This is a genomic window from Curtobacterium sp. DN_7.5, from assembly GCF_022655355.1.
Lineage (GTDB): Bacteria > Actinomycetota > Actinomycetes > Actinomycetales > Microbacteriaceae > Curtobacterium > Curtobacterium luteum.
In genome coordinates, this window is record NZ_CP093378.1 from 1,840,436 (window position 1) to 1,866,928 (window position 26,493).

The 26,493-nt window shown below is 72.2% G+C and carries 24 protein-coding genes, 1 tRNA gene and 1 pseudogene; 9 read left to right on the forward strand and 17 right to left on the reverse strand.

Annotated features, from left to right (window positions below):
• The first annotated feature begins 173 nt into the window (after nt 1–173).
• A tRNA-Leu gene (locus tag MON03_RS08585) sits at nt 174–259 on the forward strand.
• A 175-nt stretch (nt 260–434) separates the two neighbouring features.
• Here the strand turns inward: MON03_RS08585 and MON03_RS08590 are convergent.
• The 4 genes and pseudogenes from MON03_RS08590 to MON03_RS08605 form a co-directional block, all read right to left on the reverse strand.
• Entirely contained in the window at nt 435–752 is a 318-nt protein-coding gene (locus MON03_RS08590; RefSeq protein ID WP_242088079.1) for a hypothetical protein, read from the reverse strand.
• Nucleotides 753–849: 97 nt separating this feature from the next.
• Nucleotides 850–1,032, reverse strand: a pseudogene (locus MON03_RS08595) (alcohol dehydrogenase catalytic domain-containing protein); the annotation flags it as partial.
• Nucleotides 1,033–1,134: 102 nt separating this feature from the next.
• Entirely contained in the window at nt 1,135–2,625 is a 1,491-nt protein-coding gene (locus MON03_RS08600) for an HD domain-containing protein (protein WP_242088081.1), read from the reverse strand.
• A gap of 138 nt (nt 2,626–2,763) precedes the next feature.
• Complete coding sequence (locus MON03_RS08605; RefSeq protein WP_022904238.1) at nt 2,764–4,092, reverse strand: NAD(P)/FAD-dependent oxidoreductase; 1,329 nt, start codon at nt 4,090–4,092, stop codon at nt 2,764–2,766.
• A gap of 92 nt (nt 4,093–4,184) precedes the next feature.
• Here MON03_RS08605 and MON03_RS08610 point away from each other — a divergent pair, with 92 nt between their 5' ends.
• Nucleotides 4,185–4,679, forward strand: a complete 495-nt coding sequence (locus MON03_RS08610) for a GNAT family N-acetyltransferase (RefSeq protein WP_022904237.1) — start codon at nt 4,185–4,187, stop codon at nt 4,677–4,679.
• A gap of 76 nt (nt 4,680–4,755) precedes the next feature.
• On the opposite strand, the gene MON03_RS08615 is transcribed toward MON03_RS08610, so the two are convergent.
• The 5 genes from MON03_RS08615 to MON03_RS08635 form a co-directional block, all read right to left on the reverse strand.
• Nucleotides 4,756–5,595: a formate/nitrite transporter family protein gene (locus tag MON03_RS08615; protein WP_242088082.1), complete on the reverse strand. Its 840-nt coding sequence runs from the start codon at nt 5,593–5,595 to the stop codon at nt 4,756–4,758.
• An 80-nt stretch (nt 5,596–5,675) separates the two neighbouring features.
• Nucleotides 5,676–5,882 (reverse strand): hypothetical protein, encoded by a 207-nt coding sequence (locus MON03_RS08620; protein WP_022904235.1) that lies wholly within the window; start codon nt 5,880–5,882, stop codon nt 5,676–5,678.
• A 7-nt stretch (nt 5,883–5,889) separates the two neighbouring features.
• On the reverse strand, nt 5,890–7,836 hold the full coding sequence (locus MON03_RS08625; protein WP_242088083.1) for a DEAD/DEAH box helicase: 1,947 nt from the start codon (nt 7,834–7,836) through the stop codon (nt 5,890–5,892).
• Nucleotides 7,837–7,853: 17 nt separating this feature from the next.
• Complete coding sequence (gene dinB, locus MON03_RS08630) at nt 7,854–9,104, reverse strand: DNA polymerase IV (RefSeq protein ID WP_242088084.1); 1,251 nt, start codon at nt 9,102–9,104, stop codon at nt 7,854–7,856.
• A 46-nt stretch (nt 9,105–9,150) separates the two neighbouring features.
• Nucleotides 9,151–10,296 carry an acyl-CoA dehydrogenase family protein gene (locus tag MON03_RS08635; RefSeq protein WP_242088085.1) on the reverse strand — a complete coding sequence of 382 codons (1,146 nt, stop codon included), beginning with the start codon at nt 10,294–10,296 and terminating at the stop codon, nt 9,151–9,153.
• 23 nt (nt 10,297–10,319) lie between these two features.
• Between MON03_RS08635 and MON03_RS08640 the strand changes: the two genes are divergently transcribed.
• Nucleotides 10,320–11,135, forward strand: coding sequence for an SGNH/GDSL hydrolase family protein (locus MON03_RS08640; RefSeq protein WP_242088086.1), 816 nt, complete (start codon nt 10,320–10,322; stop codon nt 11,133–11,135).
• Between the two features lie 6 nt (nt 11,136–11,141).
• Here MON03_RS08640 and MON03_RS08645 read toward each other — a convergent pair whose 3' ends face one another.
• The 3 genes from MON03_RS08645 to MON03_RS08655 form a co-directional block, all read right to left on the reverse strand.
• Nucleotides 11,142–12,485, reverse strand: coding sequence for a serine hydrolase domain-containing protein (locus MON03_RS08645; RefSeq protein WP_242088087.1), 1,344 nt, complete (start codon nt 12,483–12,485; stop codon nt 11,142–11,144).
• Between the two features lie 33 nt (nt 12,486–12,518).
• Complete coding sequence (locus tag MON03_RS08650; protein ID WP_242088088.1) at nt 12,519–13,751, reverse strand: D-alanyl-D-alanine carboxypeptidase family protein; 1,233 nt, start codon at nt 13,749–13,751, stop codon at nt 12,519–12,521.
• 230 nt (nt 13,752–13,981) lie between these two features.
• Nucleotides 13,982–14,797, reverse strand: coding sequence for a TrmH family RNA methyltransferase (locus MON03_RS08655; RefSeq protein WP_242088089.1), 816 nt, complete (start codon nt 14,795–14,797; stop codon nt 13,982–13,984).
• A 60-nt stretch (nt 14,798–14,857) separates the two neighbouring features.
• On the opposite strand from MON03_RS08655, the gene MON03_RS08660 reads away from it, so the two are divergent.
• The 3 genes from MON03_RS08660 to MON03_RS08670 all read left to right on the forward strand — a co-directional run bounded on the left by MON03_RS08660 (nt 14,858) and on the right by MON03_RS08670 (nt 17,290).
• On the forward strand, nt 14,858–15,733 hold the full coding sequence (locus MON03_RS08660; RefSeq protein ID WP_242088090.1) for a Sir2 family NAD-dependent protein deacetylase: 876 nt from the start codon (nt 14,858–14,860) through the stop codon (nt 15,731–15,733).
• 7 nt (nt 15,734–15,740) lie between these two features.
• Nucleotides 15,741–16,379, forward strand: a complete 639-nt coding sequence (locus tag MON03_RS08665; RefSeq protein WP_242088091.1) for a histidine phosphatase family protein — start codon at nt 15,741–15,743, stop codon at nt 16,377–16,379.
• 182 nt (nt 16,380–16,561) lie between these two features.
• Complete coding sequence (locus MON03_RS08670) at nt 16,562–17,290, forward strand: hypothetical protein (protein WP_175329205.1); 729 nt, start codon at nt 16,562–16,564, stop codon at nt 17,288–17,290.
• Between the two features lie 97 nt (nt 17,291–17,387).
• On the opposite strand, the gene MON03_RS08675 is transcribed toward MON03_RS08670, so the two are convergent.
• Nucleotides 17,388–18,488 (reverse strand): glycosyltransferase family 4 protein, encoded by a 1,101-nt coding sequence (locus MON03_RS08675; protein ID WP_242088092.1) that lies wholly within the window; start codon nt 18,486–18,488, stop codon nt 17,388–17,390.
• The gene (locus tag MON03_RS08680; RefSeq protein ID WP_242088093.1) at nt 18,485–19,519 is read right to left on the reverse strand and encodes an alpha/beta fold hydrolase; all 1,035 of its coding nucleotides are present in this window, start codon (nt 19,517–19,519) and stop codon (nt 18,485–18,487) included. The genes MON03_RS08675 and MON03_RS08680 overlap by 4 nt, the downstream gene beginning before the upstream one ends.
• A 160-nt stretch (nt 19,520–19,679) precedes the next feature.
• Between MON03_RS08680 and treS the strand changes: the two genes are divergently transcribed.
• On the forward strand, nt 19,680–21,428 hold the full coding sequence (gene treS, locus MON03_RS08685) for a maltose alpha-D-glucosyltransferase (RefSeq protein WP_242088094.1): 1,749 nt from the start codon (nt 19,680–19,682) through the stop codon (nt 21,426–21,428).
• 316 nt (nt 21,429–21,744) lie between these two features.
• Nucleotides 21,745–22,455, forward strand: a complete 711-nt coding sequence (locus MON03_RS08690; protein ID WP_175329369.1) for an exonuclease domain-containing protein — start codon at nt 21,745–21,747, stop codon at nt 22,453–22,455.
• Between the two features lie 319 nt (nt 22,456–22,774).
• On the opposite strand, the gene MON03_RS08695 is transcribed toward MON03_RS08690, so the two are convergent.
• The 3 genes from MON03_RS08695 to glgA form a co-directional block, all read right to left on the reverse strand.
• On the reverse strand, nt 22,775–23,023 hold the full coding sequence (locus MON03_RS08695) for a type B 50S ribosomal protein L31 (protein ID WP_022905175.1): 249 nt from the start codon (nt 23,021–23,023) through the stop codon (nt 22,775–22,777).
• A gap of 112 nt (nt 23,024–23,135) precedes the next feature.
• Nucleotides 23,136–23,918 (reverse strand): ABC transporter ATP-binding protein, encoded by a 783-nt coding sequence (locus tag MON03_RS08700; RefSeq protein ID WP_242088096.1) that lies wholly within the window; start codon nt 23,916–23,918, stop codon nt 23,136–23,138.
• Between the two features lie 75 nt (nt 23,919–23,993).
• Nucleotides 23,994–25,190 (reverse strand): glycogen synthase, encoded by a 1,197-nt coding sequence (gene glgA / locus MON03_RS08705; RefSeq protein WP_175329201.1) that lies wholly within the window; start codon nt 25,188–25,190, stop codon nt 23,994–23,996.
• A gap of 47 nt (nt 25,191–25,237) precedes the next feature.
• Here glgA and MON03_RS08710 point away from each other — a divergent pair, with 47 nt between their 5' ends.
• A complete protein-coding gene (locus tag MON03_RS08710; RefSeq protein WP_022905178.1) occupies nt 25,238–26,479 on the forward strand; it encodes a glucose-1-phosphate adenylyltransferase in 1,242 nt (413 codons plus the stop codon).
• Nucleotides 26,480–26,493 lie beyond the last annotated feature (14 nt).

Below are 26,493 nucleotides of genomic sequence, written 5' to 3' on the forward strand. Positions count from 1 at the left end.
CCCCCACGCTACCGGGCCGCTCCGACACCACCGATCCCCGGGTCCACAGCGGGACGCGCCCGGGATACGCGCCCGTGTTCATCGGGCGTTCAGACCCGTGCTAGTGTCTTCTCTCGGCAGGAACGCCGGGGAAAACGCCCCGGACGACCGGCCAGCACAACAGAACAACACCTGTCCGGGTGGCGGAATTGGTAGACGCGCTAGCTTGAGGTGCTAGTGCCCGTATTAGGGCGTGGGGGTTCAAGTCCCCCCTCGGACACACGAGATGGATGCCCCTTGGCCTTGCGGCCAAGGGGCATTTCGCGTTCGTGCTTCGCGGCGAGCATCGGCGTCGCTCCACTCGGGGCACCCCTCACCGCGACCACGACCGGACGGGAGGCGCGGGGCGGGCCCGCACCGCGCCTCCCGTCCGGTGTGCGTCACCGAGCGGGCGGTCACCGACCGCGACGTGCCCGCGCGATCCACCGGACCACGAGGACCGCGCCACCGACGGCGGCCGACCACCCCCAGTTCGCGACCACCGGGTCGAGGATGCCGTGCCTCCAGTCCCGCCGCGACGAGCGGACGCGGGACGCGACCGGGTGCCCGGTGCCCTCCGCCCGGACGCCCGTCTCGCGCACGACCCGGTCGGGCCGACCGTGCAGCGCACCCGTCACCCGGTGGGTCGCGACGTCGATCCGGTCACCGAGGACGAGGAGCAGCCAGTGGGCCAGCCGCCCCTCGCTGAACCGGGCGTACGCGACCCGCCGCACCGCCGCGGCGGGTCCGCGGTGTACGGGGTGTGGTCGGTCATGGCGCGCTCCTTCACGGGACGATCACGGGCTTGATGATGCCGTCGAGCTTCGACGACTCGTGCCCGAAGGTGTGCCCGACACGGGTGTCCGGCATCATCCCGTGGTACAGGTGCAGGTCCGACCCGCAGATCGCGGCTCGTTCGACACGGACGACGGCATCGTTCTCGTGGTCGATCCTCGGATCGGGCTTCTCCTCGACGCGGACCCGGGAGGGCCCGCGGAACGTCATGGCGCGCATGGACGCTCCTCTCGCTGGTGTCGTCCACGCTGACGACACGGGCGTCCGAGCCGTCCCAGATCCGCACGGATCGGACACCGGGTCGCGCGGACCCGGCCGGGTTCACCCGTCGCGCTGCGCTCCGCCCGCGAGGTGCGCCCTGAGCCAGTCGCGGAGCCAGTCCCGCGCCCCGCCGAGGTCGGTGAAGACGCCGTCGTCCTCGGCGTCCGTCGCTGCTGCGAGCACCTCGCGGAACCGCGGTCCGGGGGTCAGCCCGGCGTCCAGGAGGTCCCGTCCGGTGAGGAGCCCGGCACGTGTGCGCGTCGACACGTCGCGCAGCATCACCGCGAACCACTCCCGGGCAGCCGACGGTCCGGATGCCGGACCACGCCCCCGGGAGTCCGCCTCGCACACCCGGGCCCAGGCCTCGGCGGCCGACAGCGTCCCACCGAGCCGACGGAACAGTCGCCGCGTCGCCGCCACCGAGGGAGGTGCTCCCCCGGCCGAGTGGACCACCATGTGCTCCCGGACGAGGGGCACCACGCGATCGACGACGGCGCGCGGCGCACCGAGCCGACGCAACAGCTCGCGAGCCGCCACCGCGCCCGACACCTCGTGTCCCAGGCTCCGGATGCGAGGGGTTCCCTCCTCCGAGGAGACCTGCGTCCCGGAACCGGCCTTGCCGAGGTCGTGGAGCACGGCCGCGAGCACGATCACCACGCGGTCGTCGCCGCGGACGCCGTCCTCGGTGCAGGCACGGGCTGCGGCATCGCCCGCCAGGCCGGCGTGCACGTGGACCGGTCCCTCCGGGTGCCAGTGCGGGTCCTGCGGCACGTCGCGGAGGGCGGCGAGTTCCGGCAGGTGGACGTCCCACCCGGTGTCGTGGAGGACCTCCAGGGCCGCGGAGACGTGGTCGCCCAGCGCGGTCTTCCGGATCTCCGGCCAGACTCGCTCGTGTGCGACCTCGCCGAAGCGGTCGACGAGCGTGCGGGCGAGCGTGACCGTCTCGTCGTCGACCTCGAGACCGAACCTGGCGACGAGCTGCACCGCGCGCAGCACCCGCAGCGGGTCGTCGCCGAAGCGCTCGGACGTGTGCCGCAGGACACCCACGACCGCGTCGTCGATCCCCCCGAACGCGTCGACGTACTCGTTCGTCACCGGGTCCCAGGCGACCGCGTCGACGGTGACGTCGCGGCGCGAGGCGGCCGCCGTGAACGACGCGTCACCACCAGCACTCGCCACGGTCGCCACGTCGAGGTGCGTCCCGTCGAGCACGACCTTGAGGACCTCGAACCGGACGCCCGCCCGGACGACCACCGCGCCGACCGCCCGCAGTGCAGCCGAGACCGCGTCGAGATCCGTGCCGTACACCTCGATGTCGACGTCCGGCACGGCCGTGGCCGGGACCGTCCGACCGGACTCGCGGAGCAGGGCGTCACGGACGGTGCCGCCGACGACGACCGGGGATCCGACCGTGCGCAGCGCCTCGAGCGCGACGACCGCGGCTCCTCCGAGACCGAGGGCCGCAGCCGGGTCGGCTGGTCCGGGGCACCGGTGGACGCCCGTCGAGGGTCGCGCCGTTCCACAGCGCTGGCAGGTGATGGTGTCGATCATGGTCACGTCTTCCGGACCGTCGCGCCGCCGCGCGAGGGAGTCAGTCTGCCGCACCGTGCGGTGCGGGCGCCACCACGACACGGACGGGAGGCGCGGTGCCAGCCGACACCGCGCCTCCCGTCCGTCAGGTGGTCGCGTCTAGCTCTTCGACGCCTCGACGAAGTTGCGACGCGGGTCCGTCTCCTTGATGAGCGAGGTCGCGTCGCGACCGGACACCGCTCCGGTGACCCAGCCGATGACGATCCGGGCCTTGCGGTTGAGCGTCGGCATCGCGTACACGTGGTAGGCGCGGTGCGCGAGCCAGGCGAGCAGGTTCGTCATCTTGACGCCCTTGATGTTCGCCGCGCCCTTCGCGACGCCGTAGGACGCGACGGTGCCGATGGACGGGTGGCGGTACTCCTCGAGCGGCTTGCCCGTGATGGTCGCCACGACGTTGTCGGCCGCAACGACGGCCTGCCGGACCGCGTTCTGCGCGTTCGGCGGGTAGTACGCCGGCTGCTTCTCCGCGGTGAGGTCGGGCACCTGTGCGACGTCGCCGAGGCCCCAGACGCCGGGGACGACCTCGTGCGTCGACTCGTCCTCGACCTGGAGCTTCGCGTTCGCGGCGAGGTGGCCCTTCGGTCCCCGCGGCAGGTCGGTGGCGTCGAGGAGCGGGTTCGGCTTGACGCCGGCGGTCCAGACGAGGAGGCCGGCAGCGAACTCGTCGCCGTCGGAGAGCTTGATGACGCCGCCCTCGGCGCTCGGCATCGTCGTCTTGAGGCGGACGTCGATGCCGCGGGCGCGCAGCGACTCGAGGGTCCACTTCGACAGCTCGGGGCCGACCTCGGGCGCGACACGGTCGAGGGCGTCGATGAGGACCCAGCGGGGGTGCTCCCCCGCGAGCGACGGGTACGTCTTGATGGCGGCCTGCGACACGTCGAACAGCTCACCGATCGCCTCGACACCGGTGTAGCCACCGCCGACGAAGATGCTCGTCAGGAGGCGGCGGCGCTCGTCCTCGTCGCGGGTGGCAGCGGCCTTCGCGATGTTGTCGAGGAGCTTGGCGCGGACGTACGCGGCTTCCTCGACCGTCTTGAAGCCGACGCCGTACTCCTCGAGCCCGGGCGTCGGGAAGGTCCGGGTCACCGATCCGAGCGCGACGACGAGCTGGTCGTAGCCGAGCGTGCGGTCGTCACCGCCCGCGGTCGAGATCGACACGGTCTTGTCCTTCGACGAGATCCCGGTGACCTTGCCCTGGATGACCCGCGTCTTCTTGAGGGCGCGGCGCAGCTCGAAGGTGACGTCCTTCGGCGCGATGTGGCCGCCGGCGACCTCCGGCAGGAACGGCAGGTACGTGTAGTAGGTGTTCTGGTCGACGAGCGTGATGCGCATCGGGACCGTCGCGGCGTGCTTCTGCAGCTGCTTGACGGTCGTGTAGCCGGCGGAGCCGCCACCGAGGACCAGGACGTGCGGGATCGAATCTGCCATGTGTCCGGTCTACCGGAGTTTCCCTGGCGGCGTCACCAAGCCGCGCCGTCGGTCGGCGGTGTCGTCGCTCCGCGGATGGGTACGGTCAGGGCATGACGACGTCGATCTCCGTCCGGTCCGCCACGCTCGAGGACGCCGAACCGATCGCCCTGGTCCACGCGACGTCGTGGCGCGAGACCTACGGCCGCTTCGTGGAGGACCCGGACACCAGTCCGTGGTTCGCCGTCGAGCCGCGGATCGCGATGTGGCGGACGAACCTGACCGAGCACGCGTTCTCCACCGTGGTGGCCCTCGACGGCGACGACCTGGTCGGCTTCGGTGCCGTGCGACCGACGCCGTCCTCGCCGACCGACGAGGACCCGGTGCGGCCGGAGGAGCTCACGATGCTCTACGTGCTGGCGCGGGCGCACGGATCCGGTGCCGGGCAGCGACTCCTCGACGCGGTGCTCGGCGACCGTCCGGCGTCGCTGTGGGTCGCGGAGGACAACCCGCGGGCGCAGGCGTTCTACCGACGCAACGGGTTCGCCACCGACGGGGCGAGGTCGTCGTTCGGCCCGATCGAGCGGTCGGTCCGGATGGTGCGCTGAGCTCCGCCCGCCTCGCTGGTGGGCGCTGTCGCTGGTGGGCGCTCTCCCCGGTCGGCGCTGTCGCCGGTGGGTGCTGTCACTGTTCCGTGCTCGACCGACCGGGCTCGGCGGGGGTGCTCCGGCGACGGTGCTGCAGCAGGTCGGCCGACCGGACGAGGCGCAGCGCGGTCACGAGGACCACACCACCGAGGACGTTGAACACGAGGGTGTACCCGAACCACCCGAGCCACTGGCCGTAGCTGATCGACGCGCCGGCCTGGATGGCGCCGAAGACGAGCAGCGAGTCGAGGATCGAGTGGAACAGCTGGAGGCCGGACAGCAGGAACCCGCCGATGACCGCGGCGACGATCTTCGCCGGGTCGGAGTCCGTCCCCTGCTGCATCCGGGTCACCAGCGTGATCGTGCTGCCGCCGAGCACGGCGAGCACCGCGACCTGCAGCCCGAACGGCGCGTCCACGTAGTGGCGGGCCGACTCCTCGAGTTCGTCGCGCCACTGCGGGAACGCCTGGACGACGAGCCACATGAAGAGCCATCCGCCCGCGAGGTTGGCGACGAGGGTGCCGACCCACAGCCGGAGGAGCTGGCCGACCGTCCCCTCCTTCGCGACGAGCGCGACGATCGGCATCAGGAAGTTCTCCGTGAACAGCTCGCTGTGCGCGAGGTACAGCGCCACCAGCCCGACACCGAACGCGATCCCGGCGAGGAGGTGGTCGCCGGTCGCGTGCAGGACGGCGAGGTACGCCATCACGCCGAGCCCGATCTCGAGGCCGCCGGCGAACCCGGTGGCGAGCACGACCCGCGTCGTCCGCTGCAGCCGTTCGGTGCCCTCCTCGACGACGGCTTCGAAGGAATCGTGGATCTCGTCCTCGACGGGGGCATCAGCACGGCCGACTTCGCGGCGACGTTCGTCGGTCACGGATCGCACGCTAGACCGTGCCGGGCGTGCGTGCCCGGCGTCGGTCGTGCCTGGAGTGCACGCCCCGCGTCGGTCGCAGCTCAGTCTCGTCGGCGGTCGCGGAGACGCCACCACGCGGTCTCGGCGAGCTCGGGGCCCGTGAACACCCCGTGGGCAGTCCGACGCGACTCGGTGAGCGAGAAGCGGCGCAGCCGGTAGCCCCCGGCGAACCGGTCGATGATGGCCTCGGGCGAGGACTCCGCGTCCCGCTTGACGAGCCACGTCCGGTCGTCGACGGGCTCGATCACGGGAGGGTCACCGCCGTCCGCCGATGCGCGACCGGAGCACGTCGATGCGCTTCTGGATCTGCTCGACGCTCGCCTGCGCCACGGCCGGACCGCCGCTGATCCGTCGGAGCTCCGCGTGGATGGCCCCGTGCGGCTCGTTCGAGTGCCGGGACCAGATCGAGACGAGGCGTGCGAGCTCGGTCCGCTGCTCCTTGAGCGTCATGTACATCGGCCGGCTCTCGTCCGGCGTGGCCCTCGGCATCCCGTCCTTCGTCGGCCGCCCCTTGGAGCGTTTGGCCTGGGACGCCTGCCGGGCGCGGAGCAGGTCGCGCACCTGGTCGGGCTCGAGGAGCCCGGGGATGCCGATGAAGTCGAGTTCCTCGAGCGAGCCGACCTCGCCGCCGGACCCGAACTCGCCGCCGTCGTAGAGCACGCGGTCGAACGACGCCTGCGAGTCGAGGGCCTCGAACGGCTGCACCTCGAGCAGGCTCTCGGACGCGCGGTCCTCGCGGTTGGCCTCGGCGACCATCGCGTCCTCGGGGTTGTACATCCCGTCGTCCGCGTCCTTCGGGCGGTCGAGGGCGTGGTCGCGTTCGAGCTCGAGCGACGCCGCGAGGGCCATCAGGCCTGGAACGCTCGGCAGGAACACGGAGGCGGTCTCGCCACGACGGCGGGCACGCACGAAGCGACCGATCACCTGGGCGAAGAACAGCGGCGTGCTCGCGCTCGTGGCGTACACACCGACGCAGAGCCGCGGGACGTCGACGCCTTCGGACACCATGCGGACGGCGACCATCCAGCGTGAGTCGCCCTCGGCGAACGCTCCGATGCGCTCCGAGGCGGCGGCTTCGTCGGAGAGGACGACCGTCGGCCGCTCCCCCGTGATCTGCGTCAGCATCCGCGCGTACGCCCTGGCCGTCGTCGTGTCCGTGGCGATGACGAGCCCGCCGGCGTCGGGGACGCCCCGACGGACCTCGGTGAGCCGTTTGTCGGCGGCCGTCAGGACCGCGGGCATCCACTCGCCGTCGGGCGACAGGGCGGTGCGCCACGCCTGGGCGGTGATGTCCTTCGTGACCTGCTCGCCGAGCGAGGCCGACATCTCGTCGCCCATGCGGGTCTTCCAGCGCATCTGACCGGCGTAGGCCATGAACAGCACCGGGCGGACGACGCCGTCCTTGAGCGCGCGCCCGTAGCCGTAGTTGTAGTCCGAGATCGAGGTCCGGATCCCCTGCTCGTCGGGCGCGTACTGCACGAACGGGATGGGCGCGGTGTCGGAGCGGAACGGCGTGCCGGACAGCGACAGCCGACGGGTGGCCTTCGAGAAGGCTTCCCGGATGCCGTCGCCCCAGGTGAGGGCGTCGCCGCCGTGGTGGACCTCGTCGAGGATGACGAGGGTCTTGCCGCCGGCCGTGATGCGCTGGTGCACCTCGGGGTTCATGCCGACCTGGGCGTACGTGATCGCCACGCCCTGGTAGTGCCGGCCGAACATGCCGTCGCCGTTCTTGAACATGGGGTCGATCCGGATGCCGACCCGGTCGGCGGAGTCCGCCCACTGGCGCTTCAGGTGCTCGGTCGGGGCGACCACGACGATCCGGTCGACGGTGCCGCGGGCGAGCAGCTCGGTCGCGAGCCGGAGCGCGAAGGTCGTCTTCCCGGCGCCCGGGGTCGCCGCTGCGAGGAAGTCACGGGGCTCGGTCTCGAAGTACTTCGTCAGCGCCTCGACCTGCCAGGCGCGGAGCTTCGACGCAGTACCCCAGGCGGCGCGGTCCGGGAACGCGGGCGAGAGGTGCTCGGCGGCGGCGTTGCCTGCGGCTTCGGCCTGCGCGGCGGCTTCGTCGTGGGGCCGCGCGGCGGCTTCGTCATGGGGCCTGGCGGCGTGGCCGTCGGCGGTGGCCGGGCGCTCGATCGGGTTCGACGACGCATCGCCCCACAGCGTGGCGGCCTGCTGCTGGTTCTCGTACTCCGCTGCGCTCACTGCACGCGATTCTACCGTCACCCGGGGTCCTGCCGGGCGTGCGGGGCCCGCTGCTCGGGCGCGCCGCGGACGAGCGAGGCCGGCCGGAGCACGCCCGCACCGAACCGTGCCGCCACGGCGTCGACCGTGGTCTCGGTGTCCCGCCACGGCGCGTCGTCGTCCCACAGGGCGTTGCTCGCCGCCGCGGGAACGAGGTTCTCGCCACGGACGCCGATGAGCCGGATGCGGTTGCCCGGTCGGTGGAGGACGTCGTAGAGCTCGACGGCTTCGCGGTGGATCCGCTTGGCGACGTCGGTGGGCTCGGCGAGGGTGCGCGACCGGGTGAGCGTCGTGAAGTCGGTGTACCGGACCTTGAGCGCGACGGTCCGCGCCTGCACGTCGGCGCGACGGAGCCGGACGGCGACCTTGTCGGCGAGGCGCAGGAGTTCCCGGGCGACGTCGTCGCGTTCGGTGAGGTCGCGGCCGAAGGTGACCTCGTGCCCGATCGACTTCTCACCGACGCCGGTCTCGACGGTCCGTGGGTCGCGGCCCCACGACAGGTCGTGGAGCCGCTGGCCGCCAGCGGGACCGAGGGCAGCGACGAGCGACGGCAGCGGCGTCGTGGCGAGGTCGCCGACGGTGCGGATGCCCCGGCGTTCGAGGGTCTCCTGGGTCTTGCCGCCGACGCCCCAGAGCGCGGACACGGGCTGCGGGTGGAGGAACGCGACCGTGTCGGCAGCGGGGACGACGAGCAGGCCGTCCGGCTTCGCCCGGCTGGACGCGAGCTTGGCCACGAACTTCGTCGACGCCGCCCCGACCGAGCAGTGCAGCCCGGTCTGCTCGAGGACGGCGGCGCGGATGGCGGTGCCGATCTCCCACGGGGTGCCGTAGAGCCGGATCGCGCCGGCGACGTCGAGGAAGGCTTCGTCGATGCCGAGCCGCTCGACCCGCGGGGTGAAGCGGTCGAACACGGCCATCACGGCGGCGGACTGCTCGCGGTACTTCTCGAAGTGCGGCTCGACGATCACGGCGTTCGGGCACCGCCGCTTCGCGACGGCCATCGGCATCGCGGAGTTCACGCCGTAGCGTCGGGCCTCGTACGTGGCGGCCGTGACCACGGAGCGGTCGGAGTCGTGCCCGACGATCACGGGCAGCCCGACGAGGTCGGGACGGTCGAGCAGTTCGACGGAGGCGAAGAACGCGTCCATGTCGACGTGCAGCACGGTGGCGCTGACGTCGTCGACCGGTGCGCCGGAGACGAGCCGGTTGCGTCCGTCCTGCTTGCTCACACGGCGATGATGCCACCCACCACCGACAACGCCGGCTCCCCGCTCGTCAGCGGGCCGGACCGAGCAGCGCCGACGCGATCGTCCGCGCCGCGGAGTCGCGGGAGGACGGGTGGTACTGCCCCGCTCGGACGTCGCGCGCCAGGCGGGCGAGCTCGGCGTCGTTCCGGTAGGCCGCTCCGCCGACGACCCGCATCGCCTCGTCCACGACCTGCTGGGCCGCGTCGACCGTGCGGGCCTTGGTGCCGACGAGGAGCGGGAACCAGCGCGCCCCGTGGTCGACGAGCTCGTCGACGTCCCTGGCCAGGGCGTCGACCTGGAGCGCCACCGCGTCGACCACACCCTGGGCGTCCGCGAGGGCGCGACGCACCGCGGGGTCCTCGGACCGCGGCGTGCCGTCCAGCGACCTCCGTCCCCGGACGGCGTCGACGGCGAGTTCGACGGCACGCTCCGCGACGCCGACGTACACGGACGCCACGAGCAGCTCGAAGGCGGCGAACACGCCGAACACGAGCGGGTCCTGGTTCGGCCCGACCGGCAGCACCCGCGCGATGCGGTCGGCGGGGACGTGCACGCCGTCCAGGACGGTCGTGCGGCTCTGCGTCGCACGCATGCCGAGGGTGTCCCAGTCGTCGCGGTGGGCGACGTGGCCGTCGGACCGGAGCACGAACCCGTGCACGAGCACCGGCTCCGGCCCCGAGGTGTCCTTCCCGAACACGCTGAGGACGTCCCACGCGGACGCGAGCGAGGTCGACACCTTCGTGCCCGTGAAGCGGTAGCCGCCGTCGCCGTCCGGCTCCGCCGTCGTCAGCGAGTCGAAGAGCACGGCGTCGTTGCCGGGTTCGCTCACCCCGAACGCGAGCAGGTGGTCGTCCGCCGCGTGGTCGGTGACGGCCTGGAGGAACGCCCCGCCGCGCGCGCGCACGCTGCGGGCCGCCTGCACCCACACCTGGTGCATCCCGAGCCCGAGCGCGGTCGCGGGGGCGGACCGCGCGAGGGTGCGCTGGACAGCCGCGGTGTCGCGGAGTCCGAGGTCGAGGCCACCCTGCTCCGCGGGCACCCCGATCCGCAGGTAGCCGGCGGCGCGGAGCTCGTCGAGGTCCTCCGCGCAGAAGGCGTTCGCCGCGTCGTAGCCCGGCGCCCGCGCGGCGATGCGCTCGAGGAGGTCGGCGGGGATCGGGTTGGCCGTGCTCATGGCACGAGACTAGGGTCCGATGCGTGTCAGAACGTCATCCCTGGTCCAGGTACGTCGCGATCGGTGACTCGTTCACCGAGGGGATCGGTGACCCGGACCCCACGGTGCCCGGGGGCAACCGCGGTTGGGCGGACCGGGTGGCCGAGGTCCTCGCGCACCAGGCGTCCGCCGCCGGTGCGGGCGACGGCGACTTCGCGTACGCCAACCTCGCGATCCGCGGGCGTCTGCTGCAGCAGATCATCGACGAGCAGGTCGAGCCGGCCCTCGCGCTCCGGCCGGACCTCGTCACGGTGTCGGCGGGCGGCAACGACATCATCCGCCCCGGGACCGACCCGGACGACCTCGCCGAGAAGGTCGACGCGATGATCGCCCGGCTGCGCAGCGACGGCGCCACGGTCGTGATGTTCACCGGTCCCGACGTCGGCATGACGCCGGTGCTCGGGATGGTGCGGGGCAAGACGGCCATCTACAACGAGAACCTGCACGCGATCGCGCTGAAGCACGGGGCCCTCGTCGCGGACATGTGGGCGCTCCGGGTGCTCCGCGACCCGCGGATGTGGGCACCGGACCGGCTGCACCACTCGCCCACCGGCCACGCCACCGTCGCGGCCGCGGTCCTCGACGCGCTCGGGGTCGACCACGGGCTCGCGCCGTTCAACCCCGAGCCGCTCGAGGCGCGCCCCTGGCGGGAGGCCCGCGTCGAGGACCTCGGCTGGGCGCGGGAGTACCTCGTGCCGTGGGTCGTCCGGCGCATCCGGCACACGTCGTCCGGCGACGGCGTGCACCCGAAGCGGCCGGAGTTGCAGGACGTCGTCGACCACCGGTCCGACACGCCCTGACCGGCCTCAGTCGGCGGGCCGTCGGAGCGTCGTCGGTCCGTCGTGCAGCGGCTGGGTCACCCAGGCGAAGGTGGCGTCGCCCGTCGCGGTGGCGACCCGGACGTGCGCGGCGTGCGGGGTCTCGACGAACCGGACGGACACGAGCACCGCCGCGCCGTCGTCGACCAGGGCCGCGCTCCCGGCGAGCGGCCCCTCGACCGCCCACGCCCCCTCCGCGACCGGGACGGACAGGTGCCCGCCCTCGACGTCCAGCTCGAGCCGCCACCCGTGACCGTCGCGGTGCAGCGGTCCGACGGCAGCGACGTCCGGGAGCCGCTCCCCCGCGACCGGTGGCAGCCCCAGCGAGGCGATCCGTTCCTCCAGGCCGGGGTCCGCAGCCGCGCCGGGGTCCGCGGCGTCGACGGCGGGCAGGAGGTGCTCCCAGGCCGCGTCGAGCACGGCCTGCATGTCGAGGCTCTGCCCGGTCAGGGCGAGCACGACGTCCTGCTCCGGCAGGACGACGCAGAACTGCCCGTAGGCACCGTCGCCGCGGAACCCGTGCCGGGCCATCCAGAACTGGAAGCCGTAGCCCTGGCTCCAGTCCGGGTTCTCCTCCTGCGGGTTCTCGACCTGCACGCGGGTCGCGGCGTCGACCCAGTCCTCGTCGAGGATGCGCTGCCCGTCCCACACGCCCCGCTGCAGGTACAGCTGCCCGAGCTTCGCGACGGCCTCGACCGGGGCGTAGCACCCGCTGAACCCGAGCTCGTTGCCCTGCTCGTCGCGCTTCCAGGCGAGGTCCTCGATGCCGAGCGGGTCGAGCAACCGCGGCCGCAGCCAGTCGACGAGCGACCCGCCGGACACCCGCCGGACGATCTCGGCGAGCGTGTACGTGCACGGCTGGTTGTACGCGAACACCGAGCCCGGCTCCTCGTCCGGCCGCAGCAGCAGGAACCCCCGGACGATGTTCGTCGGGTCGATCGCCCGAGCGCGCTCGAGCGTCTCCTCGCGGTGGCCGCTCGCCATCGCGAGGACGTGCCGCACGCGGATCCGACGACTGCGCTCGTCGGTCACCTCGGCGTCGAGCTCCGGGAAGTACGACAGCACGGTGGCGTCGAGGTCGACCAGGCCCTCGCGCACGGCGATGCCGACACCGGCCGCGGTGAAGCTCTTGCTGAGCGAGTACAGCAGGTGCACCGACTCCGCGCGGTACGGGTCCCACGTGCCCTCCGCGGCGACCTGACCGTGGCGGAGCAGCACGAACGAGTGCGCTTCGACGTCCGGCGTGGACTCGAGGGCGTCGAGGAACGCGGCGACCCCGCGTGCGTCGATGCCGAGGGCGGACGGGGAGCTGCGCGGGAACGTCGTCGTCACACGGTCGACCCTACGGCCCGGACGGTGTGCGTGTCAGGTCCCCTGGAACGGGTTGGTCCAGCGCCACCAGACGCCCGGGTCCGCGATGGAGCGGTCGAGCTCCAGCGGGACCGTCACGGCCGGGTGGTCGGAGATCGTGAAGCGCACCCGCCCCACGCGCTCGCCGCGGTCCCCGAACGTCACGCGGTCGAGCCGGGTCTTCGCCGTCACCGTGGTCCGGCCCCACACGAGCACCTGGGACGCCTCTGCCGCGACCGCGTCCGCCCCGTCCTGCCACGGCGTGCTGTAGGTGCCGAAGGTCTGCCCCTGGTGCGTCAGCGTCACGACCTGGAAGTCGTCGGCGACCGACCGCAGCAGCCGCTGGACGTCCTCGTCGAGCGAATCGTGGTCGACGCCCCCGAGCATCGCGCCGACGACGGTCACCTTCCGACCGCCCCGCTCGTACGTCGCGGCGAAGAGCAGGCACGCGCCGGCCTCGTCGAGCGTGCCGGTCTTGATGCCCTCGACGCCGTCGAGACCGAGGAGCTTGTTCGAGTTCTCGATCTCGCCGACGCCGGGCACGGTGACCTGCTTCGTCCCGACGATCTCCTTCACCACGGGGTTCGCGAGGGCCAGCTGGCCGAGCTCGACGAGGTCGGTGGCCGTCGCCGTGTTGTCGGGGTCGAGGCCGGTCGGCTCGTGGATCCGCGTGTGGTCGAGACCGTGCTCGTCGAGCCACGTGTCCGCGGCCCGCTCGAACGCGTCGAGCGACCCGAACGCCCACAGCGCCAACGCGCCGGCGTAGTTGTTCGCCGACTTCATCAGCATGACCTGGAACGTCTGGTACTCGGAGAGCTGCAGCCCGGCGGGCATCGGCGCGACCTCGCCGTTCTGCGCGAGGTACTTCGCGTACAACCCCTGCATCTGCTTCGTGAACGTGATCGTCGGACCCCGCTCGCCGCGTCGCATCGGCTTCTCGTCGAGGACCACGAGCGCCGTCACGACCTTCGAGATGCTCGCGATCGACCGTTCCTCGCGGTCGCCGCTCGTCCGCAGGCTCTCCGGGAAGTCCGTCGCCTCGACGGCGGTCGCACCGTAGCCCGGGAACGACAGCTCCGGGGTCGTGGTCGTCGGTGCGGCGTAGGTGGTGGTCGCGGCGCTTGCCGGGGCGAACGGCACCACGGCCGCCGCGACGAGGTAGCCCACCGTGAGCAGGAGCACGGCGACCACGGTGATCGTCACGGGGTGCCGGACGGCGGAGCGGGGGCGGCGGACGACTCGTGGCACAGCAAGGGAGCGTACTGGAGGCGCGTGGCGGCTCCCCGGGTGTCCGCCCGGTCCGGCGGGGCGCCGCCGGGCCGCGCGTCCGGCACGGTGCGAGGTTCCACGCACTGTGGCAGGGCATTCCCCTCGCACCGTGTCGACAACCTCGCACCGAGCGGGGCGCAGCGCAGCGCCGGACGGCCGCCGCGACCGGCCGACGCGAACCGTCGGGAGAGCTCCTCGTCGGCGTGCGGTCAGCGCGCCCGCTGGGCGTGCGCCACGGCCCAGAGTCCGACGGCGCTCGCCGCGGCCACGTTGAGGGAGTCGACGCCGTGCGACATCGGGATCCGCACCGTCGTGTCCGCCGCCGCGATCGCCCGGTCCGTGAGGCCCTGCCCCTCCGTCCCCATCACGAGCGCCACCCGCTCCGGGACCTCGGCGACGAACGCGTCGAGGTCCACCGACCGGTCCGTGAGCGCCATCGCCGCGAGGTGGAACCCCTGCGCCCGGAGCTCCTCGCCCGCCGCCGGCCACTCCCCGATGCGCGTCCACGGCACCTGCAGCACGGTCCCCATGCTCACGCGGACGCTCCGGCGGTAGAGCGGATCGGCACACCGCGGGCTGACGAGGACCGCGTCGGCACCGAGGCCGGCGACGCTCCGGAAGACCGCCCCGACGTTGGTGTGGTCGACGATGTCCTCGAGGACGACGACGAGCCGTGCGTCCCGGACCACCTCGGCCACCGACGGCAGCACGGGGCGGTGCATCGCGGCGATCGCCCCGCGGTGCATCCGGAAGCCGGTGAGCTCCTCCAGCAGGGCGTCCGCACCGACGAACGCCGGGCCGTCGTGCTCGGCCACGAGCGGGAGGACGTCGTCGAGCCACTTCTCCTGCACGAGCACGCTCCGCGGCACGTGGCCGGCACGGACCGCCCGCTCGATGACCGTGTTCGACTCCGCGATGTACAACCCGCCCTCGGGCTCGGTGACCCGGCGGAGCGCCACGTCGGTCAGCCGTGCGAAGTCGTCGAGGCGCGGGTCGTCGAGGGAGTCGATGCGGACGGGGTGCACGGGGCTCCGATTCGTGGGAAGTGCGCTGGACGGTCGGCTGTTGAGGGTACCGTGAACACGATGCCCACGAGCGACGAGCACAGCACCGCGGCCGACCTCGACCGCGCCGTCGAGCTGCTCGCGGGCAAGCGCCTCGCCGTGCTCTCCGGAGCAGGGCTCAGCACCGACTCGGGCATCCCCGACTACCGGGGCGAGGGCCGTGTCGTCCGGAAGCCGATGACCTTCCAGGAGTTCCGCTCCGACCCGGCCAAGCGCCAGCGGTACTGGGCCGGCTCCCACCTCGGTTGGCGGACCTTCGCCGCGGCCGTCCCGAACGACGGGCACCGGGTGCTCGCCGAGCTCGAGCGCGCCGGGGTCGTCACCGGGGTGATCACCCAGAACGTCGACGGGCTGCACCTCCGCTCCGGCTCCCGTCGCGTCGTCGAGATCCACGGCTCGATGGACCGCGCCGTGTGCCTGACGTGCGGCCAGGTGTTCTCGCGGTCCGACCTCGCCGCGACGCTCGACCGCGCGAACCCGTGGATCGACGAACCCGGCTCCGTGCAGCTCCAGCCGGACGGCGACGTCGAGATCACCGACGTCGAGCGCTTCGTGGTGCCGGACTGTTCGGTGTGCGGCGGTGTGCTCAAGCCCGACGTGGTGTTCTTCGGCGAGTTCGTGCCGGCCGAGAAGTTCCGGGAGTCGGTCTCGCTCGTGGCCGACGCCGACGCGCTCCTCGTCGTGGGTTCCTCGCTGACCGTCAACTCGGGCGTCCGCCTGGTCGACCACGCCGTCCGCCGGAAGCACCCGGTCGTCATCGTCAACCGCGGGACGACCCGGAGCGACCGCCGCGCCGCGGTGAAGCTCGACGCCGGCACCACCGAGACACTCGTCGCACTCGCGGAACGCCTCGGCACGGCAGCGGCCGCGGCGACGGCCGCGATCGATCTGGGATGATCGTCGGGTGACGACCCACCTGTCCCTGGTCCGCCACGGCGAGACCGACTGGAACCGGCAGCGACGCATCCAGGGGTCGACCGACATCCCGCTCAACGACGTCGGTCGCGACCAGGCCGCCGGTGCCGCCGAACTCCTCGCCCGTCGCCGGTTCGACGCGGTCGTCGCCTCGCCGCTGTCGCGGGCCCGCGAGACGGGGGCCATCATCGCGACCCGGCTCGGACTCGCCGAGCCGGACACCTACGCCGGGCTCGCCGAACGGTCCTACGGCGATGCCGAGGGCCTGACGGACGTCGAGATCCGGACGCGCTGGCCCCACGACGACGTGCCCGGACGGGAGTCGCGGACGGCGTTGCTCACTCGGGTGACCGAGCAACTCGCCGAGATCGCGATCCGGTTCGACGGCGCGTCCGTCGTGGTCGCGACCCACGGCGCCGTCATCCGCAGCGTCGTCAACGCCGCCGCGCCCGGGACGGCGGACCGGCACCGCACACCGATCCGCAACGGGTCGATCCACTCCTTCCGGTGGGGCCCGGAGCGGTTCCAGGCCGAGCTCGTCCGGTTCGACGACCCGATCGACGACGCCTCCGACGGCCCCGGCGGCTTCGCGTTCGAGTACCAGAACCCCCTCGAACGCCGAGGCTGATCCGTCCTCACGTCCACCGGGACTAGGCTCCGACCCACTCCGCGATGCGGATCGGATCCGGACCCGCCCCGGCCCGTCCGGTCCGCTCGAGCGGGCTGACTCGTCCGCCCGCTCGAGCGGGATCGGTCAGCTCGACCGACAGCAGCCGTCCGCACCACCGGCGGCCCTGAGAGGAGGACGGTATGAGCACGGAGCGGCCAGGAGGGCAGCTCGACCCCGAGGACGACGACCTCGACCGCGCCTTCGGCCCCGACACCGGCTCGGTGACGATCCGCACCACTCCCCAGCGGGTCCGGCGGGGTGCCCTCGTCACCGTCGGGGTGGTCCTCGCGGCCGGGGTGCTCGTCATCGCCCTCGGGACGATCATCAGCAGCGTGCAGAACGGTGTCGGCGGGGTGTTCCCGCAGCCCGAGGCCGCGCTCGCGCGGTTCGACACGGCGGCGCGGGCCGTCGACGGCGTCCGTTCGGTGGAGGGCGTGCGCACCGTCAAGACCGGCTTCGCGAGCTACGACGTCGTCTCGGTCGCGACCGCTGAGGACGGGTTGGCCCCGGACGCACAGGACGACCTCGTCGCCGCGCTCAGTGCGGCAGCCGCCACGACCGGCGGCAACGGCGTCCGCGTCTTCGCGGTCGTGCAACTCGACACGATGCGGGTCGGCCTCTCGGCGGACGCGGATGTCACCGCCGCGCGGCTCGACCTCGCTCGCCGGGTCGACGCGATCGGCGGGGTCCGTGCGGTGCGCTGCGCCTGGGCCACGGACGCACCCTCCGACGAGGCGACGGCGCAGGAGGTCACCCTGCAGACGATCGGCCGCGGCGCGGCGCTCGACGCGGTCATGGCGAAGGCGCAGGAGTCGACGCAGGCGGCGTTCCGCGGGGCGACCGTCACGGCCGTGCGACCACCCGCCTGACCGCGAGCCCGAGCGGGCAAGCGCCCAAGCCTGAGGGCACGAGCGGGCAAGCGCCCGAGCCCGAGCACCCGAAGGGCCGAGCGCCCGAGCGGGTGCCCTACCGCCGCGCGGCGCCGTCCCGCGCGGCTCGGTCCCGCACGGCTCGCTCGACCGCCCCGACGACCTGCTCCGCGGAATCGGCCCACCGGAACCGTGCGGCCTGCTCGACGGACTGCTCGGACCGAGCGCCCCAGCGCTCCTCGAGCCGCCGGACCGCGGCGGCGACCGCGGACGGCGACGACGGGTCGAAGTACTCCGCCGCGGCGCCCCCGATCTCGCGGAAGATCGGGATGTCACTGACCGCGACCGGTGTCCCGACGCCCATGGCCTCGACGAGGGGGATGCCGAAGCCCTCGTCGTACGACGCCGTCACCAGGGCCGTGGCCGAGCGGAGCACGTCGAGGTAGACCTCGTCGCTGGCGCCGTCGTGGAAGACGAGTGACCCCGCTGGTGCGAGCCGTTCCAAGCGGGCGCGGTCGGCAGCGGACACCCGCGACATGCAGTGCAGCCGCCAGTCGGCACCGAGGAGCGGCAGCGCGGCCGCGAGGGTCTCGACGTTCTTGTACGGCATGAACGACCCCATGTACACGAGGTCGTGCCGGCGCGGCCCGTCGACCGGTCGGCGAGGGGCCGGGTCTGCCGCGTTGTACGCCACGGTGACCGGCCGCCTGGTCAGCCGGTGCTCCCGGATGAGTCCGGCGGTCGTCTCCGAGACGGTGACGACGCCGTCTGCCCCGTTCAGCAGGAACCGCTGCGGCGCCCAGCTCAGGTGGAACGCCCGCCACCCGAGGCGGAGCGGCCACGAGAACTCCCGCGGAGGCGTCCGGTTCCGGTAGTAGATGAGGTCGTGCAGCGTCAGCACGAGGGCGTACTCGCGGCCGCGCGACCCCATCGTCTGCATCGGCGAGAACACCGCGTCGAGGCCGAGCCGGTTCACCCTCCGGGCAACGAGGGGTTCCCCGGGATCGGTCGGCGCGGGCAGCACGGCGTGCGGCAGACCGTCCGGCAGGGACTCGAGCTGCCGGACGTCGTGCACGAGCAGCGTGTAGTCGTGCCGGTCGGGCAGGTGCGCCACGATGCCGGCGGTGAACCGCGAGATGCCGTCGTGGCGACCGATGCGCACGTAGCGGCAGTCGATGCCGATGCGGAGGCGGCTCACGACGCGTGCTCCGCACCGTCGGACGGCCGGGAGGCGCGGGTCGACCCCGACGAGTCCGCCGACGCCGTCTCCGCTCGCGCCCCACGCCGGTCGCCTCCACCGCGCCGCGCTCCGCCGCGACGGGCACCACGGGAAGTCGTGCCCGGGTCCCCCATCCGTCGGAGCACCGCGGAGGCTGCCGCAGCGGGCGTCTCGTAGTGGACGAGGTGTCCGACACCGGGAACCACCACGAGCTCGGCGTCGGCCAGGCGCGCTTCGAGGGCCTGTTGCTCGGGGACCGCGGTGATGTCGTCGTGCTCGGCGGCGATCATCAGCACGGGCACGTCGATGCGGTCCGCGTACTCCGAGACGTCGTGCGTCACCGAGGTGCGGAACGCTTCGAGCACGGACGTGCGGTCGGAGAACGCCGAGAAGTAGCGGTCGTGCTGGTCGTGCACCCACCGTCGCAGGTCGCGGTCGTGCGACTTCAGCATCGCGATGCTCATCACCCGCACGATCGCCGGGTTGCGCAGGAGCGCCAGGCCGAGGGGGCGCGGCAGGACGGCACCGGCCCGGTAGTACCCGATCGCCACGCCCGTCGCGATCGCCCGCGGACCCTGGAGCGCCGGGGCTGCGATCGGGTTCACGAGGACCAGGAGGCGCGTCCGCAACCCGGCGGCGACGGTCGCCGCGACGACGATCGATCCGAAGGAGTGTCCGAGCACGACGGTGTCCGCGCCGAGTCCCAGCGCGCGGTGGAATCCGTGCAACCAGGCCACGTACGAGTCGATGTCGGACGACGACAGCGGGTCCGACACACCGAAGCCGGGCAGGTCCGGGAGGATCACCCGCACGCCCTGCAGGTGCGCCGCGATCGTCTCGAGTCCGTGGTGGTCGCCGCGGAACCCGTGGACGGCCAGCACCGTCCGTGCTGCGTCTTCGGGCCCGTACACCCAGTAGTGCGTCGTCCGACCGTCGACCTGCACCGCGCGGTGCACGACCGGGGTCGCGGCCATGAGGGACTGGTACGGGGACAGCACGGGCGGTTGCATCCGGGCCAGTCTAGGGAAGCCGGCCCGACCAGCCGCCGCAGCGCGGTGCAGATGTGGAGAACTCGCAGACGCGACGTGTGCCGGGCGGTGATCCGTGCCTCCAGGCCGGATCCGCGTCTTCCTGCGGACAGCGGCAGCCGCGCGGCCTAGCGTGTCCAGGGTGACGTTCACGGCCCCGATCCAGCTCCCAGGCCTGACCCTGGACCCGCAGTGGTACAAGCGATCCGTCTTCTACGAGTGCATGATCCGCTCGTTCGTCGACTCGAACGGCGACGGCATCGGTGACATCCAGGGCGTGATCGGCAAGCTCGACTACCTCCAGTGGCTCGGTGTCGACGCCATCTGGCTGCCGCCGTTCTTCCAGTCGCCGATGCGCGACGGCGGGTACGACATCGCCGACTACAAGGCGATCCTCCCTGAGTTCGGCACCCTCGACGACTTCCGCGAACTCGTCACGAAGTCGCACGAGCGCAACATGCGCATCGTCATCGACATGGTGATCAACCACACGTCGGACCAGCACGAGTGGTTCCAGCAGTCGCGCGAGGACCCGGACGGCCCCTACGGCGACTTCTACGTCTGGCGGGACACCGACCAGGAGTACGAGAACATCCGGATCATCTTCGTCGACACCGAGGAGTCGAACTGGACGTTCGACCCGGTCCGGCGGCAGTTCTTCTTCCACCGGTTCTTCTCCCACCAGCCCGACCTCAACTTCGAGAACCCCGCCGTCGTCGAGGCCGTCTACGACGTCGTCCGGCACTGGCTCGACATGGGCGTGGACGGGCTCCGACTCGACGCGATCCCGTACCTCTTCGAGTCCGAGGAGGGCAACGGCGAGGGCGAGCCGGAGACGCACGAGTTCATCAAGAAGCTCCGTGCGATGGTCGACGACGAGTACCCCGGCCGCGTGCTCCTGGCCGAGGCGAACCAGTGGCCGCGCGAGACCGCCGCGTTCTTCGGCACCGACGAGGAGCCCGAGTGCCACATGGCGTTCGACTTCCCCGTCATGCCGCGCATCTTCTACTCGCTCCGCGCACAGCACGCCTCCGAGCTGAAGGCGATCCTCTCCGAGACGCTCGACGTGCCGGAGTCCGCCGCGTGGGGCGTGTTCCTCCGCAACCACGACGAGCTGACGCTCGAGATGGTGAGCGAGGAGTACCGCCAGGCGATGTACGGCTGGTACGGCTACGACCCGCGGATGCGCTCCAACATCGGCATCCGTCGTCGCCTCGCTCCCCTGCTCGACAACTCGCGTGCCGAGCTGGAGCTCATCCACGCGCTCCTGTTCTCGCTGCCCGGGTCGCCGTTCCTCTACTACGGCGACGAGATCGGGATGGGCGACAACATCTGGCTCCCGGACCGCGACTCCTCCCGCACGCCGATGCAGTGGACGCCGGACCGGAACGCCGGGTTCTCGACGGCCGACCCGGGGAAGCTCTACCTGCCCGTCGTCCAGTCGCTGGTCTACAACTACCAGCAGGTCAACGTCGAGGCGCAGCTGGCACAGTCACGCTCGCTCCTGCACTGGGTGCGCAACGTCATCCACGTCCGCAAGGCGCACCCCGTCTTCGGCCTCGGGACGCTTCACGTCAAGGACACCTCGAACGAGTCCGTGCTGGCGTTCGTCCGCTCGTGGGAGGGGTCGGGGCAGCAGTTCGGGCCGTCCGCCGAGGACGTCCTCTGCGTGTTCTCGTTCGCGACGAACCCGACGTCGGTGACGATCTCGGTGCCGGAGTACGCCGGACGTCCGCTCTACGACCTCTTCGGTGGGAGCGTGTTCCCGTCGTTCGACGAGAGCGGGTCGGTCACGCTGACGCTCGGCACGCAGTCGTTCTACTGGCTGCACGTGGGTGCGGCGCCGGCCGTCGCGTCCGTGGCAGCGCCGCCGGCTTCGGCCACGGCGTAGGGGCGGGCGGGCGGCTCGCACCGTGCGGTGCCGCCGGTCGCGAGCTTGTCGGTCGCGCCGTGGTGCGAGGTTCCCGGCACGGTGCGAGGTGCTTCAGGTCGCACGCCGCGTGCAACCTCGCACCATCGGGCTGTCCCTCGCACCGTGCGACCCGGCCTGGAGGCCCGGCCCGGCCCCGCCAGGCGGGTCGCGTCGTGCGGGCGGTCGGCTTCCCCGCCAGGCGGGTCGCGTCGTGGGTGTCGGTGCGTCCCGTTAGCCTGGCCGGGTGACGTACTCCCCCGCGACCGCAGTGGTGACCGACGTACCTCCGGCACCGGTGCCGCAGGACCTCTCGGGCCGGCCGTGGTGGCACGCCCTCGGCGTCTTCGACCTCGAGACCACCGGCGTCGACGTCGAGACCGCCCGGATCGTCACCGCGCACGTCGGCCTCATCGACATGACCGGCCGATCCATCGTCGAGGGTGCCTGGATCGCCGACCCCGGCATCGCCATCCCCGAGGGTGCCGCGGCCGTGCACGGCTACACCACCGAGCGCGCACAGGCCGAGGGGCGTCCCGCCGGAGAGGTCGTGGCCGAGGTCATCGCCGCGGTCGAGGCCGTCTTCGCCCGCGGCATCCCGCTCGTGATCTACAACGCCCCGTACGACCTGACCGTCCTCGACCGGGAAGCCAAGCGTCACGGCCTGGCCTCCCCCGTGATCGGCAACGTCGTCGACCCGCTGGTGATCGACAAGGCCCTCGACACGTACCGCAAGGGCAAGCGCACGCTCGAGGCCGCTTCGGAGCTGTACGGCGTGACGCTGTCGGACGCGCACGACGCCGGGGCGGACGCGATCGCTGCCGGCCGCGTGGCACAGGCGATCGCCGCGAAGTACCCGGACGAGCTCGGCGTCTCCGCCGAAGAGCTGCACCGCAAGCAGGTCGGCTGGTGCGCCGATCAGGCCGCGTCGTTCCAGGAGTACATGCGCACGAAGCGCGACCCGTCGTTCACCGCCGACGGTCGCTGGCCGCACCGCAACGGTTCGTAGGGCCGGCGTCGCAACGGTTCGTAGGGCGTCGCGCGCCGCTGCGGTCGGGTGGCTCCGTTCTCCTGCCCGTCGGCCGTTGGTGCGCCACGCGACCGGCGCCAGTGCGCGCCCGCACAACCGGAGTCGCCGCGGTGCGGGACGACTCCGGTTGTGCACTGACGAACTGCACCGCAACCCGGCTGACGAACTGCACCGCGGCCCGACTGCCGATCCGTGCACCCGACCAGGCACCCGTGCACCCGACCACGCGCCCACCCCGGGAACGCCGAACGGGCGGCCCTCCCGGAGGAGGACCGCCCGTTGCGGAACGCGAGGCTGCCTACTTGGAGAAGCCCTTGAAGCGCTGGTTGAACTTCTCGACGCGGCCGGCCGAGTCGAGGATGCGCTGCTTGCCCGTGTAGAACGGGTGCGACGCGGACGAGATCTCGACGTCGATGACCGGGTAGGTCGCACCGTCGAGCTCGATGGTCTTGTCGCTGGTCGCGGTCGAACGCGTCAGGAACGTCTCACCGGAGGCCAGGTCGCGGAAGACGATGGCGTTGTACTCGGGGTGGGTGTCGGTCTTCATGGAGATTCCTCGGTTGCAGATGGTCGGACTGCGCTGCGCTCGAGTGAGCACCGCGCGGGAAGTCGTCGGCGTGCGCCAGCCGTCCACGTTACCAGATCGGCCCGGCGAGCCGCTACGACGCGCGGGCGCTCCAGCGGCCGTCGTCCTTGATCACGACGAGGTCGACGCCGAACGCCTGCGTGAGGGTCTCGTTCGTCAGGACCTCGTCGATCGGACCCGCGGCCTGCACGTGCCCGTCGGTGAGAACGAGCGCGTGCGTGAAGCCCACGGGGATCTCCTCCACGTGGTGTGTCACGATGACGATCGCCGGCGAGTCGGGGCTCTGGGCGTACCCGCCGAGCGTCCGCACGAGGCTCTCGCGTGCGCCGAGGTCGAGCGAGGCCGCCGGCTCGTCGAGGAAGAGCACCTCGGGGTCGGTCATCACCGCGCGGGCGATCTGGACGCGCTTCTGCTCACCGTCGCTGAGCTCGCCGAACGTCCGCTCGGTGAAGGCCGCGAGGCCCCACTCGTCGAGCACGCGCTGCGCACGACGGACGTCGAGTTCCTCGTACTCCTCGTTCCACCGACCGGTGACCGAGTAGGCCGCGGTCAGCACGACGTCGAGGACGGTCTCCGTGAACGGGATCCGCCGGGCCAGGGCCGTCGAGGCGAAGCCGATGCGGGGACGGAGCTCGGCGAGGTCGGCGGTCCCGAGCTCGGTGTCGAGGACGTGCACCGACCCCGAGGTCGGGAAGGTCTGCGCGCCGGCGATCTGCAGCAGCGTCGTCTTGCCGGCACCGTTCGCGCCGAGCACGACCCAGCGCTCGTCGTCCTGCACCTCCCACGAGACGGAGTCGAGGATGGTGGCCCCGTTGCGGACCACGGAGACGTCTGACAAGCGCACGACCGAGGGCATGCCCCCAGCCTACGGGGTCGGACCGGGGCGTCCGTGGCGCGACACCGGTCGGCGCGCGCCACGGACGAGGCCGCGTCAGCGCCCGGCGAGCACCTCGTCGTACACGGCACGGGTCCGGTGGGCGATGGCGTCCCACGTGAACTCGGTCTCGACACGGAGCCGTCCAGCGCGGCCCATCAGCTTCGCGAGCCCTTCGTCCTCCAGCACCTCGTTCAGGGTGGCGGCGAGGTCGGCGACGTAGCGGTCCGGGTCGGTCGGTGTCCCGGTGCCGTCCTGGGCCTGGTCGATCGGCACGATCCGGCCGGTCAGCCCGTCCGCGACGACCTCGGGGATGCCGCCGGTACCGGTGCCGACCACGGGGATGCCGCACGCCATGGCCTCGAGGTTGACGATGCCGAGCGGCTCGTAGATCGAGGGGCAGACGAACACCGTGCCGGACGACAGCACGTTCACGATCTCCTCGTGGGCGAGCATGCGGTCGATCCAAACGACGCCGTCACGCTCGGCGCGGAGCGACTCCACGAGCGCCGTGACCTCGGCCATGATCTCCGGCGTGTCCGGCGCGCCGGCGCACAGGACGATCTGCACGTCCGAAGGGAGCGAGGCCACCGCGCGGAGGAGGTACGGCAGGCCCTTCTGGCGCGTGATCCGGCCGACGAACACGACGCTGCGCCGCGTCGGGTCGATCCCGAGCGAGCGGACCGCGTCCTCGTCGACGGTGGGCTTCCACGCGTCGATGTCGATGCCGTTGTAGACGACCTGCACCCGGGAGGGGTCGATCGACGGGTAGGAGCGGAGGATGTCCGCCCGCATGGCCTTCGAGACCGCGATGACGCGGTCGGCACGCTCGAACGCCTCGCGTTCCATCCAGCTCGACAGCCGGTACCCGCCGCCGAGCTGCTCGGCCTTCCAGGGGCGCAGGGGCTCGAGGCTGTGCGCGGTGACGACGTGGGGGATGTCGTACGTCAGCTGCGCGATCCGACCGGCCGCGTTCGCGTACCAGGTGTGCGAGTGCACGAGGTCGGCGCCCTCGACGTCCGCCGCGATCGCGACGTCGGTCCCGAGCGCCTGCAGCGCGCCGTTGGCCTGGCCGAGCGCGTCCGGCGTCCGGTAGGCCCAGACGTCGGCCTCGTCCCGGAACGCCCCGAAGGCGCGGACACGCACCTCGGTGTCCGTGCCCGACCGCAGCGCTGCGGTGAGCTCGGCGACGTGGACGCCCGCTCCGCCGTACACCTCTGGTGGGTATTCCCTGGTCAACAGATCGACTCGCACGGGTTCAACGTAACCGTTCACCGGTCCGGACGCATACTGTGAGCGGTATGGCACCAAAGAAGGTCTTCGGCATCGTCCTCGCCGGCGGGGAGGGCAAACGCCTCATGCCGCTCACGGCGGACCGTGCGAAACCAGCAGTCCCGTTCGGCGGCAACTTCCGGCTCATCGACTTCGCGTTGTCGAACCTCGTGAACTCCGGGCTGCAGAAGATCGTCGTGCTGACGCAGTACAAGTCCCACAGTCTCGACCGGCACGTCGCCGAGACGTGGCGCATGGAGGGCCTGCTCGGCTCCTACGTGGCGTCCGTCCCCGCCCAGCAGCGACTCGGCAAGCGCTGGTTCGCCGGTTCGGCCGACGCGATCCTGCAGTCCCTCAACCTCCTCCGCGACGAGCGCCCGGACATCGTCGTCGTGGTGGGCGCCGACCACGTCTACCGGATGGACTTCCACCAGATGGTGGAGGCGCACATCGCGTCCGGCCGCAGTGCCACGGTCGCCGCGATCCGCCAGCCCATCGGCCTCGCCGACCAGTTCGGCGTGATCCAGGTCGCCGACGACGACCCGACGAAGATCGAGGCGTTCCTCGAGAAGCCCAAGGACGCGGTCGGCCTCGCGGACTCCCCCGGCGAGATCCTCGCGTCGATGGGCAACTACGTCTTCGACGCGGACGCCCTGGTGGACGCGGTCCTCCGCGACGGGCAGATCGAGACGTCGAACCACGACATGGGCGGCGACATCGTGCCGGACTTCGTGGCGCGCGGTGACGCCGGCGTCTACGACCTGCAGCGCAACGACGTCCCCGGCTCGAACGAGCGCGACCGGTACTACTGGCGCGACGTGGGCACGATCGACTCGTTCTTCGACGCCCACATGGACCTCATCGCCCCGGTGCCGGTGTTCAACCTGTACAACCAGGACTGGCCGATCTTCAACCAGCAGACGAACCTGCCCCCGGCGAAGTTCGTCCGCGACGCGAACGGGAACACCGGCTCCACGGTCGACTCGCTCGTCTCGCTCGGGTGCCTGGTGTCGGGTGCGCAGGTCGAGCGCAGCATGATCGGCCCGTGGTGCAGCATCGACTCGGGTGCGAAGGTGCTCGACTCGATCGTGTTCGAGCGCGCGGCGATCGGCGCCGGCGCGACGGTCAACCGCGCCATCCTCGACAAGGACGTGGTCATCGCGCCGGGCGCCCAGGTCGGTGTCGACCGCGAGGCCGACGAGGCCCGTGGCTTCACGGTCACCGAGTCCGGGATCACGGTGGTCGGCAAGGGCGTCAAGGTCGACGCCTGACCGCGAACCACCGA

Coding starts and splice junctions, on each gene's coding strand:
- MON03_RS08600 (WP_242088081.1), bottom strand. CDS start 2,625: ATGATCGACACCATCACCTGCCAGCGCTGTGGAACGGCGCGACCCTCG.
- MON03_RS08605 (WP_022904238.1), bottom strand. CDS start 4,092: ATGGCAGATTCGATCCCGCACGTCCTGGTCCTCGGTGGCGGCTCCGCC.
- MON03_RS08610 (WP_022904237.1), top strand. CDS start 4,185: ATGACGACGTCGATCTCCGTCCGGTCCGCCACGCTCGAGGACGCCGAA.
- MON03_RS08635 (WP_242088085.1), bottom strand. CDS start 10,296: ATGAGCACGGCCAACCCGATCCCCGCCGACCTCCTCGAGCGCATCGCC.
- MON03_RS08660 (WP_242088090.1), top strand. CDS start 14,858: ATGCCCACGAGCGACGAGCACAGCACCGCGGCCGACCTCGACCGCGCC.
- MON03_RS08670 (WP_175329205.1), top strand. CDS start 16,562: ATGAGCACGGAGCGGCCAGGAGGGCAGCTCGACCCCGAGGACGACGAC.
- MON03_RS08680 (WP_242088093.1), bottom strand. CDS start 19,519: ATGCAACCGCCCGTGCTGTCCCCGTACCAGTCCCTCATGGCCGCGACC.
- MON03_RS08695 (WP_022905175.1), bottom strand. CDS start 23,023: ATGAAGACCGACACCCACCCCGAGTACAACGCCATCGTCTTCCGCGAC.
- MON03_RS08700 (WP_242088096.1), bottom strand. CDS start 23,918: ATGCCCTCGGTCGTGCGCTTGTCAGACGTCTCCGTGGTCCGCAACGGG.
- MON03_RS08710 (WP_022905178.1), top strand. CDS start 25,238: ATGGCACCAAAGAAGGTCTTCGGCATCGTCCTCGCCGGCGGGGAGGGC.